The organism is Pseudopedobacter saltans DSM 12145, from assembly GCF_000190735.1.
In the GTDB taxonomy this organism is placed as follows: Bacteria; Bacteroidota; Bacteroidia; order Sphingobacteriales; family Sphingobacteriaceae; genus Pseudopedobacter; species Pseudopedobacter saltans.
This window is the reverse complement of record NC_015177.1, coordinates 1,644,780-1,656,690: the sequence shown is the minus strand read 5'-3', so window position 1 is coordinate 1,656,690 and position 11,911 is coordinate 1,644,780. Positions and strand designations below refer to the sequence as shown.

14 protein-coding genes are annotated in these 11,911 nt (G+C 36.9%); 12 read left to right on the top strand and 2 right to left on the bottom strand.

Features of this window, described 5'->3' with window-relative positions:
• Window position 1 precedes the first annotated feature (1 nt).
• The 4 genes from PEDSA_RS07030 to PEDSA_RS07015 all read left to right on the top strand — a co-directional run bounded on the left by PEDSA_RS07030 (window position 2) and on the right by PEDSA_RS07015 (window position 2,174).
• Window positions 2-505 carry a YdeI/OmpD-associated family protein gene (locus PEDSA_RS07030; protein WP_013632471.1) on the top strand — a complete coding sequence of 168 codons (504 nt, stop codon included), beginning with the start codon at window positions 2-4 and terminating at the stop codon, window positions 503-505.
• Window positions 502-897, top strand: coding sequence for a hypothetical protein (locus PEDSA_RS07025; protein WP_013632470.1), 396 nt, complete (start codon window positions 502-504; stop codon window positions 895-897). The genes PEDSA_RS07030 and PEDSA_RS07025 overlap by 4 nt, the downstream gene beginning before the upstream one ends.
• Before the next feature lie 69 nt (window positions 898-966).
• A complete protein-coding gene (locus PEDSA_RS07020; protein WP_013632469.1) occupies window positions 967-1,554 on the top strand; it encodes an LEA type 2 family protein in 588 nt (195 codons plus the stop codon).
• Between the two features lie 134 nt (window positions 1,555-1,688).
• The gene (locus tag PEDSA_RS07015) at window positions 1,689-2,174 is read left to right on the top strand and encodes a YMGG-like glycine zipper-containing protein (protein ID WP_013632468.1); all 486 of its coding nucleotides are present in this window, start codon (window positions 1,689-1,691) and stop codon (window positions 2,172-2,174) included.
• Window positions 2,175-2,341: 167 nt separating this feature from the next.
• Here the strand turns inward: PEDSA_RS07015 and PEDSA_RS07010 are convergent, their stop codons facing one another.
• On the bottom strand, window positions 2,342-3,046 hold the full coding sequence (locus PEDSA_RS07010; protein ID WP_013632467.1) for an LOG family protein: 705 nt from the start codon (window positions 3,044-3,046) through the stop codon (window positions 2,342-2,344).
• A gap of 306 nt (window positions 3,047-3,352) precedes the next feature.
• Here PEDSA_RS07010 and recR point away from each other — a divergent pair, with 306 nt between their 5' ends.
• The 8 genes from recR (at window position 3,353) to PEDSA_RS06970 (ending at window position 10,855) form a co-directional block, all read left to right on the top strand.
• Entirely contained in the window at window positions 3,353-3,970 is a 618-nt protein-coding gene (recR, locus tag PEDSA_RS07005) for a recombination mediator RecR (RefSeq protein ID WP_013632466.1), read from the top strand.
• A 29-nt stretch (window positions 3,971-3,999) separates the two neighbouring features.
• Window positions 4,000-4,815, top strand: coding sequence for an SDR family oxidoreductase (locus tag PEDSA_RS07000; protein ID WP_013632465.1), 816 nt, complete (start codon window positions 4,000-4,002; stop codon window positions 4,813-4,815).
• Window positions 4,816-4,919: 104 nt separating this feature from the next.
• Complete coding sequence (locus PEDSA_RS06995) at window positions 4,920-5,228, top strand: hypothetical protein (protein ID WP_013632464.1); 309 nt, start codon at window positions 4,920-4,922, stop codon at window positions 5,226-5,228.
• 239 nt (window positions 5,229-5,467) lie between these two features.
• Window positions 5,468-6,466: an anthranilate phosphoribosyltransferase gene (gene trpD / locus PEDSA_RS06990; protein ID WP_013632463.1), complete on the top strand. Its 999-nt coding sequence runs from the start codon at window positions 5,468-5,470 to the stop codon at window positions 6,464-6,466.
• Between the two features lie 3 nt (window positions 6,467-6,469).
• A complete protein-coding gene (locus PEDSA_RS06985; protein ID WP_013632462.1) occupies window positions 6,470-7,093 on the top strand; it encodes a phosphoribosylanthranilate isomerase in 624 nt (207 codons plus the stop codon).
• A gap of 1 nt (window position 7,094) precedes the next feature.
• Window positions 7,095-8,285, top strand: coding sequence for a tryptophan synthase subunit beta (gene trpB / locus PEDSA_RS06980; RefSeq protein ID WP_013632461.1), 1,191 nt, complete (start codon window positions 7,095-7,097; stop codon window positions 8,283-8,285).
• 80 nt (window positions 8,286-8,365) lie between these two features.
• Window positions 8,366-9,160 carry a tryptophan synthase subunit alpha gene (gene trpA, locus PEDSA_RS06975; RefSeq protein ID WP_013632460.1) on the top strand — a complete coding sequence of 265 codons (795 nt, stop codon included), beginning with the start codon at window positions 8,366-8,368 and terminating at the stop codon, window positions 9,158-9,160.
• A gap of 192 nt (window positions 9,161-9,352) precedes the next feature.
• The gene (locus tag PEDSA_RS06970) at window positions 9,353-10,855 is read left to right on the top strand and encodes a succinate CoA transferase (RefSeq protein ID WP_013632459.1); all 1,503 of its coding nucleotides are present in this window, start codon (window positions 9,353-9,355) and stop codon (window positions 10,853-10,855) included.
• A gap of 123 nt (window positions 10,856-10,978) precedes the next feature.
• On the opposite strand, the gene PEDSA_RS06965 is transcribed toward PEDSA_RS06970, so the two are convergent.
• On the bottom strand, window positions 10,979-11,860 hold the full coding sequence (locus PEDSA_RS06965; RefSeq protein ID WP_013632458.1) for a pirin family protein: 882 nt from the start codon (window positions 11,858-11,860) through the stop codon (window positions 10,979-10,981).
• Window positions 11,861-11,911: the final 51 nt, after the last annotated feature.

The following is an 11,911-nucleotide window of genomic DNA, read 5'->3' as shown; positions in this document are numbered from 1 at the left end:
AATGAATACATTAGAAGTCCTTATCGAAAAATTTAAAGAAAAAGGAGAGAAGACAAATTGGTCCTATGTATTTATCCCTGCAGAATTTGCTAACACTTTAAAACCGGATAATAAGAAATCTTTTCGGATTAAGGGAAGTATAGATAATGTTGCTATCAAAGGAATAGCTCTGTTGCCCTATGGAAACGGAGATTTTATTATCCCGATAAATCAAAAGCTAAGAAAAGATCTTGGTAAAGCAGATGGAGATAAAGTATTATTGATGCTTGAAGAAGATAGGGAATTTAAGATGACGATTCCTGCAGATTTGATGGACTGTTTACAGGATGAGGAACATTTGCTGCAAAACTTTTATGCAATGGCCAAATCACATCAGAATTATTTTATTAAATGGATACAGGAAGCTAAAACAATGGATACAAGAGTAAAACGCATATCTCAGACAGTAACAGCGATGGATAATAAATGGTCTTATTCCGAAATGACTAGATTTTTTAAAAAATGAGAAAGATACTTCAATATTTATTGTTATTAACAGTACTCCTGTCTGCTTGCGGGAATTCAGTTTCAGAAAAAGATCTGGAGGGAAAATGGATCTATAAAAAAGTGTCTCATCTTAAAGAAAATCCACCGTTAATACAAGAAGGAGCCGAATTACAGAAGAAACATCCTTATTTGGTAATAACAGGGGAAAATAAGCTGACCATCTTCTCGGAAGATAAAGTGCTTTCTGAAGGAACTTATAGGCTAGAAGGGGATATTATACGTTATGAAGAGGTTTTAGAAGGAGGAATGAAAAGAAAGATTCCTTTTCTGATAAAAAAATTGGAGACAAATAAACTGACGTTTGAAACTATGGATAACAATACTATTCAGATAGTTGCAGAAAAGGAATAAAATTGGATAGCTTTTTGCAAAATAAATTCGGCTTTAAACGGTTTATAATACAATCTAGAATTTGAAATTATGAAAAAAATATGGATAGCGCTGGCAATGTTGATTACTATTACTGCTTGCGGAGTTAACAGACAAACAAGAGAGATTAAAGCTTTGGGAAAGTGTAAATACGATTTAAAATCAATAGACAGTATTTATGTAGCAGGAGTGGCTTTAAATAAGATTATCAATCAAAACACGATAGATTTATCGGCAGCACCAGGTATAGCGCTTGGGTTACTGCGTAAGAATATTCCATTCGAGGGACGGGTAAATTTGGCGATAGACAATCCAACTACCAATAAGGCGTCAATAAATCAATTCGAATACATCGTTTTGCTTCAACAAAAGCAATTAGCAGAAGGTGTGGTTAATCAAAAAGTAAGCGTAGGAGCTGGCGAATCTGTTGTGGTACCTGTAACACTGAAGGCCAATGTCTATGAACTTTTAACCAATGGCCAGCTCGAGGATACTTTTAGAGCATTAAAGTCTGATAAAGAAGACGTAGGTTTGCTTACTATTAAGATTAAGCCTGTTATTTATGTAGCAGGAGCTGCAATAAAATATCCCGGCTATATTACTATAGATAAGAAAATTAGCCGTTCTATTTTGCTTTAGATCCGGCAATAAAACCAAATTGGCATCGTTTTTTCTTATGTGAGGGAAATACAGTACAATAAAATTAGAGAGGAAGAGTTAATAGCTGAGTCCTTAAAATTTAAAAATTGTACCGGACACTAAAAATTAAACAGATGAAAAAGTTAATAGTAATAATGGGTTTAGCTGCCGGAGTTTCGGCTTGTTCTGGCAATGCTAATAATTCGCCGGGGTCGCATAACACATTTACGATTAAAGATTCGGTAAAAATTATTAGAGACAGTTTAAAACTGGATAGTTTTGAACGCGCAGAAGCCGCAAAAAAAGAAGAAGCTTTAAAAGAGCGGGAATTGGAACAGGCAAGGGCTGAAGGTAGAGCCAGTGCGACAAAAAACGTGACAGTAGTTAATCATACCCCAGCTGCGGCAACAAGCAGTGGTACGGCTACTGCTCAGCAACAAAAGAAAGGTTGGAGCGCTGCGGCTAAAGGTGCGGCAATTGGCGCTGGTGCCGGAGCCGTAACAGGTATCCTGATAGATAAAAAAGATGGTAGAGGAGCAGCAATAGGTGGTGTGTTGGGAGCCGGAACAGGTTATCTTATCGGAAGGAAGAAAGATAAAGAGAGCGGAAGAGCTAAATAAGAACCAAAATAAAAGAGGGTATCAGAAAACATTATTTGTTGTTGAAATATCAACTGTTTTAGTCTTTTTGGATACCCTCTCCTAATTGGTGTAATATAGTCACCCTTTTAGAACGGAATTATAGTCTGATTCTTAGACCCAAACTTGAAAATTAAGCACAGATTAAACTAAAAATTGGGTTTAAGTACATATTTATCATAGAATCTGAAGATATGTTCCGCTGCTTCTTCGGCTGTATCCACAATACGGTACAGGTTTAAATCTTCTGGACTAATATTCTTTTCCTTTAAGATTGTTTGCTCCACCCAATCAAGCAGACCTTTCCAATAGTCAGATCCGACAAGAACAATAGGGAATCTGGCAATTTTACCGGTTTGGATAAGAGTGATGGCTTCAAAAAGTTCATCCAAAGTACCAAAGCCACCAGGTAATACGATGTATCCCTGCGAATATTTCATAAACATTACCTTGCGAACAAAAAAATAATCAAATTCCATTAATTTGTCCCTGTCTATATATCTGTTGTGAAACTGTTCAAAAGGCAATTCAATATTTAATCCAACAGATTTCCCCCCAGCTTCGAAGGCTCCTTTATTTCCTGCTTCCATAATTCCGGGGCCGCCTCCTGTAATCACCCCATAGCCTCTTTCAGTTAATAGTTCGCCGATCTTTACAGCCATCTGATAATATTTGTTATCATGGGAAGTTCTTGCAGAACCAAATATGGAAACGCAGGGGCCTATCTTTGCTAATTTTTCGAATCCATCCACGAATTCGGCCATAATTTTGAAGATTTGCCACGAATCGGTAACCTTAATCTCTTGCCATGTTTTATTTTCAAAAGCACTTCTTATTTTATCGTCATTAACCATATAATCTTCAATTTAATCCCAAATTAAGATACAGATTTATACCTAATAAGTTTTGTTTATAAAGTAAATTTCCATTGCTGGAATGCTGTTTTTATCCGTATAGTGCTGGTACAAAGCTCTTAATATAAATTTTTTTTTGATTTTTAGCCAGCGTTTTGAAATGATGGAGTTTAAGGAAGATCACCGCTAAATGCGCCTTACAACAGTTCTGCAATAGCTGTTGAATTCAAAATGTTATCAAGCAAGAAGGCTTATGATTTTAGACTCTTTTAATTATTTCAGCTATATATTCCGTATTTTTGCACCATGAATTTTTCCTCTAAACTATTAGAGAACGCAGTTGAAGAGTTTTCCAAATTGCCCGGAGTAGGTAAGAAAACAGCTTTACGTTTGGTGCTTCATTTACTGAAAAATAGCTCGGCTGAAGTGCATCAATTCAGTAACAGTCTCACTACGCTAAAAGACAATATTAAATATTGTCAGAAATGCCACAATATTTCTGATAATAATGTGTGCGAAATCTGCCTTTCACCAAAAAGAGATTCCACAATAATCTGTGTGGTAGAAGATACGAGGGATGTAATGGCTATAGAAAATACGCACCAATATCAGGGATTATATCATGTATTAAATGGCCTGATTTCGCCTATGGATGGCATTGGCCCGGCAGATTTGACAATAGAATCTCTCTTGGAGAGAATAAAATCAGGAGAGATCCAGGAAATTATTTTTGCCCTTAGTGCGACAATGGAAGGCGATACTACCATTTTCTACCTGCATAAAAAATTGAAAGATTTTAATATTAAAATAAGCACAATTGCAAGGGGAATTGCTTTCGGGGGAGAAATAGAATATGCAGATGAAATAACTCTTGGAAGATCTATTGCAACCAGAGTACCTTACGAAAACACCCTCATGAAATAATTATCTACGAATTTCAGTAAATCGAAATAATGGACTTAAAAAATAAAGTTGTTTTAATAACAGGAGCATCCAGCGGAATAGGGAAATCTTTGGCGGAAGAGTTTGCAAGCCGTGGAGCAAATGTAGTCTTGGGAGCGAGACAATATGTAAAGCTTTGTGAGATATCTGATGATATCATTAAAAAATATGGAGTAAAATCATTAGCTATACAATTGGATGTGACTAATGAAGAAGATTGTCAAAATTTTATAAATCAGGCTGTTTATTCGATGGGGAGCATTGACGTTTTGGTTAATAATGCCGGAATATCAATGCGGGCTTTATTCAATGATTTGGATTTAGAGGTACTGAAACAGATAATGGATATCAATTTCTGGGGAACTGTTTATTGTACAAAATATGCGTTGCCAGAACTACTAAAATCTAAAGGCTCGGTTATAGGTGTATCTTCAATAGCGGGATATAAAGGTTTGCCGGGAAGAACCGGGTACTCAGCATCGAAATTTGCAATGAATGGCTTTCTGGAATCTCTTAGGGTAGAGAATCTGAAAACTGGTTTGCATGTAATGACAGCTTGTCCCGGATTTACAGCATCAAATATCCGAAATGTCGCTTTGAATAAAAATGCCGTTTCGCAGGGAGAAACCAGTATGGATGAAGGTAAAATGATGACATCGGAAGAAGTGGCAAAAATAATTGTAAACGGATTACAGAAGAGAAAGCGCGATTTGATTATGACGGGACAAGGCAAGCTGACCGTTTTTCTGCAGAAATTTTTACCGTCTGTACTGGATAAATTAGTTTATAACGTTTTTGCAAAAGAAAAAGATCCTCTGATAAAGTAGCATTGGTTCTAAATAAATAGGTTTCGTTGAGCAAGCAGAAGCTGATATATCCGTTTTGATTTGACAGGTGTAATTTATATCTTGTTTTAGTTAAACGCTTGTATATGAATAAGAAGCTGTTACTTTTAATATTGTTGCTTGCAACAAGTACATTGTCTTTTTCCCAGGAAAAAGAAGATGCTAAACCGCGGATAGAATTACCCGCTCCGAAATTGGACAAACGTCCTTTTAGGCTAAAGGATTCGGTGAGGATGCATCAGCGGATAGCATCACAGCCAGAGGATAATATGCCGATATTAAAGCCGGAAGGAAATTTCGCTATGAGGGTATATAAACCAGATACCACCCTGATTTTTAATATGCCGGTTGCAGGTTTAAAAGAAACAAAGAAAAAAACAGCGAACGATAAATAATTCTTGAAAAATATTTTTAAACTTTTGAATTAATTATCATATTTGTAACATAAGTAAAGAAATGGTAAACACTGTAGTAAATATTGGTTGGTGGATCTGCGATTTATCGTAGGCAACCTGCTGTATATAACTACATAAAAATACTTGAAGGGCTGCCAATTTGGTTGCCCTTTTTTTTTAATTGCGTTTTTAAGAAATATTATAAGTCCATCTGATAAAAAAGATAAGGAAATAGACGTATGAAACAGATATTAAACACACTATTCGAACATAAGACTTTTACTCGCGAACAGTCTAAAGAAATTCTGACGAAAATGACCTCAGGAGCATTTAATGAAAGCCAGATGACGGCTTTTATTACCGCATATTGTATGAGGAACATCACTATAGAAGAACTTTCTGGTTTTAGGGACGCTATGCTCGAGCTAAGCCTTCAGGTAGATTTGAATAAGGAGTTTAACCTGATAGATCTTTGCGGTACAGGCGGAGACGGCAAGGACACTTTTAATATTTCCACGCTGGCTTCTTTTGTTGTTGCAGGAGCTGGATATCATGTTGCTAAACACGGTAATTACGGGGTTTCCTCGGGTTGTGGATCGTCTAACGTAATGGAATATCTGGGCTATAAGTTTACGAACGATATGAGCGCGCTGCATAAGAGCCTCGATCAGGCTGGAATCTGTTTCTTACATGCTCCATTATTTCATCCGGCTATGAAAAATGTAGCTCCAATAAGAAAAGCGTTGGGGATAAAAACATTTTTCAATATGTTGGGACCGATGATTAATCCGGCCAAACCACAGAACCAAATAGTAGGTGTATTTAGTCTAGAGTTAGCGAGATTATACGCTTATCTATATCAGCAATCTAATACAAATTACACCATTCTTCATGCACTGGAAGGATACGACGAAGTTTCTTTAACCTGCGACTTCAAAGTCTTTTCTAATGGCGGAGAGAAAATTTATCAGATAGAATCTCTGGGTTTTGAAAAGATAGATCCTTCAACCATAGCCGGAGGGTCTACCGTGGAAGATTCAGCCAGTATTTTTCAGGATGTATTGAATAATCAGGCAACAACAGAACAAAATAATGTGGTTTTAGTAAATGCGGCTTTGGCGATTAATACCATGGAGCCGGGTTTATCATTTGCCGATTGTTATTATAAGGCAGAGGAGTCGTTACTATCCGGTAATGCCAAAAAGTCATTTAATAAATTAATATCAATTTCAAACTAGGAGATGAAGGTTAAGATTTGTGGGATGAAGTATGAAAGAAATATTGCTGAAGTTTCAGCCCTGTCTCCGGATTTTATGGGATTTATCTTTTATCCAAAATCAAAAAGATTTGTAGGGCTCGATTTCGAAAGACAGCATATACAAAATATCGATCCGCGGATAAGAAAAGTAGCAGTCTTTGTAAATGCACATGTAAATGAAGTAGTGGAATTTAGCAGAATATATGGAATTTCCACCGTTCAATTACATGGAGATGAAAGTCCCGAGTTTTGTACAGAAATTAAGAAAGAGGGATTTTCTATTATCAAAGCTTTTGGTGTTGATGAAAATTTTGATTTCGAAAGTCTGAAAGCTTTCGAAGATGTAGTTGATTTCTTTTTGTTCGATACAAAAACAATAAATTACGGAGGTTCAGGTAAAACATTTGGCTGGGATATTTTAAACAAATACCAGCTAAGCAAACCTTTCTTCCTGAGCGGTGGACTAGATGTTGAAAACCTGGAAAAGGCCAGGGAATTGAATCATTCACAACTATATGCTGTTGATCTGAATTCGAAATTTGAAATAGAACCGGGAATAAAAAATGTAGAACTGCTTGAAAAAGCATTAAAAAATATAAGAGAATAACATGGGAAATAGTAAATACAGAATATCCGAAAATGGATATTATGGGGATTTTGGAGGAGCTTACATTCCTGAGATGCTTTATCCGAATGTAGAAGAACTAAGATTGAATTATGAATCCATTATTGCAAGCGAAGATTTCCAGAAAGAGTTTAAATCTTTATTGAAAGATTATGTTGGACGCCCTTCGCCACTTTATTACGCCAGAAGATTATCTGAAAGATACGGGGCGAATATTTTCCTGAAAAGGGAAGACCTTAACCATACCGGAGCGCATAAAGTTAACAATACAGTAGGGCAAATTTTATTGGCCCAAAAACTAGGTAAGAAGAGGATTATAGCAGAAACAGGTGCCGGACAGCATGGCGTAGCAACGGCTACAGTGTGTGCGTTAAAAGGGTTGGAATGTGTAGTGTATATGGGAGAGATAGACATAGAACGTCAGGCTCCAAATGTAGCTCGTATGAAAATGATGGGAGCAACGGTTATACCATCTACGTCTGGAAGTAAAACCTTAAAAGACGCTACAAATGAGGCAATGAGAGACTGGATAAACAATCCGGAAGATACTCATTACATTATAGGTTCGGTAGTGGGGCCCCATCCTTATCCAGAGATGGTAGCTCAATTTCAATCAATCATCTCCGAAGAAACCAAAAAGCAATTAAAAGAGCATACCGGATCAGAATTTCCTGATTATGTGTTGGCTTGTGTGGGCGGAGGAAGTAATGCCATGGGAATGTTTTATCATTTTCTTGATGATGAAAATGTTAAACTGATTGCTGCTGAAGCTGCCGGATTGGGTATAGAATCAGGACATTCTGCCGCAACATCAAAATTAGGAAAAGAAGGGGTGTTACATGGTTCAAAAACAATATTAATGCAAACAGAAGATGGTCAGGTAGTAGAACCATATTCTATTTCTGCCGGTTTGGATTATCCTGGAATAGGGCCTCAGCATGCACATTTACATAAAGTGAAGAGAGCCGAATATGTAAGTATTACGGATGATGAAGCTTTGCAGGCTTGTATGTTATTGTCAAAACTAGAGGGAATAATACCGGCAATAGAATCGGCACATGCATTGGCTCAGTTGGAGAAAATGAAATTCGAAGGTGGTGAAAATGTAGTGGTTTGTTTGTCGGGAAGAGGAGATAAGGACCTGGCAACTTTTATGAAGTATTTTAATTTATAAAATATCGTCTGTCGCTTTTTAGTTCATCGAATAACGAGGAACGAATAACGAGAAACGAAACACGAACAACGAAACACGAAATGAACAGATTACAAAAGCTTTTTCAAGAGAAAAAAGAGAATATTCTATCTATATATTTTACAGCGGGATATCCTGAGCTGGATGCTACACTAAGAATAGCCGAAAAACTAGAAGCTGCAGGAGCAGACTTTCTGGAAATAGGTTTCCCATATTCAGATCCCGTAGCTGATGGACCGGTAATTCAGGCCAGTTCGCAAAGAGCTTTAGAGAATGGAATGACAGTCAAAGTCCTTTTCGAACAGCTAAAAGACTTACGCAAAAGAGTAAACATTCCTATTTTATTAATGGGCTATGTTAATCCAATGATTCAATATGGAGTTAAAGAATTTTGTACAAAAGCCCGTGAAGTTGGGGTTGACGGCATTATCGTTCCGGATTTACCAATGTATGAATACGAAGAATTATACAAAAATGATTTTCTGGACAACGGTTTAAGCAATATTTTTATAGTAACGCCGCAAACCTCAGAAGAACGAATCCGAAAAATTGATGATTTGTCATCTGGATTTATTTATCTGTTGTCATCTTCTGCTACTACGGGAAGTGCCTTAGATGTGTCAGATAAAATTACTTCATATTACGAAAGAGTGAAATCAATGAATTTGAAAAACCCTTTAATTATTGGTTTTGGAATTTCAGATAATCAGTCTTTTATGCGGGCAAGTAAATATGCAAATGGAGCAATCGTAGGATCTGCATTTGTAAAGACTTTAAAAGCCGATGGCAGTGATTATCTATCGCATATAGATGGCTTCATTAATAATATTCGTTCTCGTAACGCATCAAGTAATTAATATGAGGAAGTAGAGGCAGGTATAGTATAGTCAGACTCCGGTCTTAGGAAGTCTGACTTCACTTTTAACCTTTTGGTTAGCCATGTCTTCGTTTAAAAGATCCTGCTTTATACCACAAACATTTTACTTATGTCGCTGTAGTTAAGAAATAAATCATAATAGATTTGTATAGGATCAACTCGACTATTTAAAATGGCTGGAGAAAGAATTTTACACAAAGAACTAAGCGAGAGAATAATTGACGATAAAAAGGCTGCTTCATTTTTTAAAGACAAAATGGTTGTGGCATCTAGCGGTTTTACAAAATCAGGAGATAGTAAAGCGGTATTGTCTGCATTGGTACAAAGAGCCCAAACTGATCCTCTCAAAATTACCTTAATGACCGGAGCTTCTCTTGGACATGGTACAGATGGAGCTTTAGCTGCGGCTAAATTATTACACCTTAGGTTGCCCTTTCAGGTAGATACCGTTTTGCGTAAAGCAATAAATGACGGTGAGGTTTTGTTTATAGACCAGCATTTGGGAGAAACGGCAAACCTACTCAAAGCCAATAACTTTCCAAAAATAGATATCGCAATTCTCGAAGCAGCAAAAATTCAGGAAGACGGTAGTATAATTCCTACTACCTCTGTGGGTAATTCCGCGGCTTTCGCAGCCTTGGCAGATAAAATTATTATAGAACTTAATACCTCGGTTTCACTGGATATAATAGGAGTTCATGACATATGCTCTCCCGGCGAATATCCAAACAGATCAGAAATACATATCGTAGAAGCAAATAGTAGAGTAGGGACAATAGCAATACCTATAGAGGTAGATAAAGTGATTGGAATTGTTCTAACAGATAAAAAGGATAGCCCTGCAGAGATTGCGCCTGCAGATGAAACAACAAAAGCTATTGCGAAGCATTTAGTTGGGTTTTTTAATGACGAAATAAAGAAAGGAAACCTTACAAAATCACTGATGCCTTTGCAAGCTGGTATAGGTAAAGTAGCTAATGCGGTTTTGAACGGATTTATAGAGGGGGATTTTGAAAACCTGACTATGTATTCTGAAGTATTGCAGGATAGTACATTTGATTTGTTGGATTCAGGAAAGTTGAATTTTGCCTCCGGATCTTCCATCACAGTTTCAGAAGAATACTATCATAAGGTTTTCGATAATTTCGATAAATATCGTAATAAAATAATCTTGCGTCCCCAGGATATAAGTAATGCTGCGGAAGTGATCAGGAGACTGGGAGTAATCTCGATAAATACAGCATTGGAGTGTGATATTTATGGAAACGTAAATTCTACGCATATCGCTGGTACCAATATGATGAATGGCATCGGAGGATCAGGAGATTTCGCAAGAAACGCATACCTAAGCGTTTTTGTAACACAGTCTATTGCAAAAGGTGGAAAAATAACCAGTATTGTACCTATGGTTTCTCATGTAGACCATACCGAGCATGATGTAGATATTATAGTAACAGAACAGGGACTGGCAGATTTAAGAGGCCTGGCGCCCCGTCAGAGAGCTAAGATAATAATAGAGAACTGCGCACATCCTTCATATCGCTCGTATTTGCTGGATTATTTTGACAGAGCGTGTGAAAGGGGAGGTCAAACACCTCATCTGTTAGAAGAAGCTTTTGATATTTATAAAGATCTGAGAGAAAAAGGAACCATGGCAAAGCAAATTTTCTCATAAATTGTATTTGGTAAATAAAGTAATCAAACTAATAAACTCTGGAAATCAGTTTTTATTAGTTTGACTACTTTATTTGAGTCCTGCGATGATAAGAATCCTATATTGCAGCGTTGAAAGCTTTTTTTATTTTACATTACTTTGGGGTAAAGGAACAAAATCTGTTTCGTTAGGAACCTTTGGGAACCTTTGTGCTACCCAGTCTTGTTTAGCTTTTTCTATCGTTTCTTTATCTGAACTAACAAAGTTCCAGAATATATAACGTTCCTCTGGAAATGGCTCACCACCAAAAATGTAGACAGTAGTACCCGCCAGCATTTTAAACTGACATAACTTGGCATCCTTAGCTATTAAAATCTGTTTTGGCCCATAAGTATTTCCTCCGTCTTCGATTTCGCCTTCTAATATATATAAAGCGCTTTCACCAAATAAATCATTTCCAATATTTAAGGTCGTATCTTCAGAAGCTATGATTTCGAGAAAATAAAGCTTGCTATAAACGGGAACCGGAGATCGTTTTCCGAAGGCTTCACCAGCAATCAGTTTAATTTTCGTAGAACCTTCTTCCCAATGAGGGATATCTTTAGCTTCGATATGTATAAAGCTAGGGTCTAAGTTTTCTAAATCTTTAGGTAAAGCCACCCATATTTGTAATCCGTGAAGACGCTTATCCGAATGCCTTAGATACTGGGGAGTCCGTTCAGAATGGACAACACCTTTGCCGGCGGTCATCCAATTTACGGCACCGGGTGTAATTTCCATTTCAGTTCCTAAGCTGTCCCTATGCATAATGGAACCTTCAAATAAATAAGTTAAAGTAGATAGGCCTATGTGAGGATGAGCGGGTACATCCAGATTTTGATAGTTTTTTAAATCAGCTGGCCCCATGTGATCTATGAAAACAAAAGGTCCAACAGCTCTTTTCTGGCGGAAAGGTAATAGCCTGCCCACTAAAAAATTTCCAATATCAGCGGCCCGTTCTTCTATAATTAATCCAATGTTTGACATAATATTTTTTTAATGAAAATGGCAAAACTAAAGATACATATGTTTGAGTGA

Coding starts and splice junctions, on each gene's coding strand:
- PEDSA_RS06965 (WP_013632458.1), bottom strand. CDS start 11,860: ATGTCAAACATTGGATTAATTATAGAAGAACGGGCCGCTGATATTGGA.
- PEDSA_RS07030 (WP_013632471.1), top strand. CDS start 2: ATGAATACATTAGAAGTCCTTATCGAAAAATTTAAAGAAAAAGGAGAG.
- PEDSA_RS07000 (WP_013632465.1), top strand. CDS start 4,000: ATGGACTTAAAAAATAAAGTTGTTTTAATAACAGGAGCATCCAGCGGA.
- trpA (WP_013632460.1), top strand. CDS start 8,366: ATGAACAGATTACAAAAGCTTTTTCAAGAGAAAAAAGAGAATATTCTA.
- recR (WP_013632466.1), top strand. CDS start 3,353: ATGAATTTTTCCTCTAAACTATTAGAGAACGCAGTTGAAGAGTTTTCC.
- PEDSA_RS07025 (WP_013632470.1), top strand. CDS start 502: ATGAGAAAGATACTTCAATATTTATTGTTATTAACAGTACTCCTGTCT.
- PEDSA_RS06985 (WP_013632462.1), top strand. CDS start 6,470: ATGAAGGTTAAGATTTGTGGGATGAAGTATGAAAGAAATATTGCTGAA.
- trpB (WP_013632461.1), top strand. CDS start 7,095: ATGGGAAATAGTAAATACAGAATATCCGAAAATGGATATTATGGGGAT.
- PEDSA_RS07010 (WP_013632467.1), bottom strand. CDS start 3,046: ATGGTTAATGACGATAAAATAAGAAGTGCTTTTGAAAATAAAACATGG.
- PEDSA_RS06970 (WP_013632459.1), top strand. CDS start 9,353: ATGGCTGGAGAAAGAATTTTACACAAAGAACTAAGCGAGAGAATAATT.
- PEDSA_RS07020 (WP_013632469.1), top strand. CDS start 967: ATGAAAAAAATATGGATAGCGCTGGCAATGTTGATTACTATTACTGCT.
- PEDSA_RS07015 (WP_013632468.1), top strand. CDS start 1,689: ATGAAAAAGTTAATAGTAATAATGGGTTTAGCTGCCGGAGTTTCGGCT.
- PEDSA_RS06995 (WP_013632464.1), top strand. CDS start 4,920: ATGAATAAGAAGCTGTTACTTTTAATATTGTTGCTTGCAACAAGTACA.
- trpD (WP_013632463.1), top strand. CDS start 5,468: ATGAAACAGATATTAAACACACTATTCGAACATAAGACTTTTACTCGC.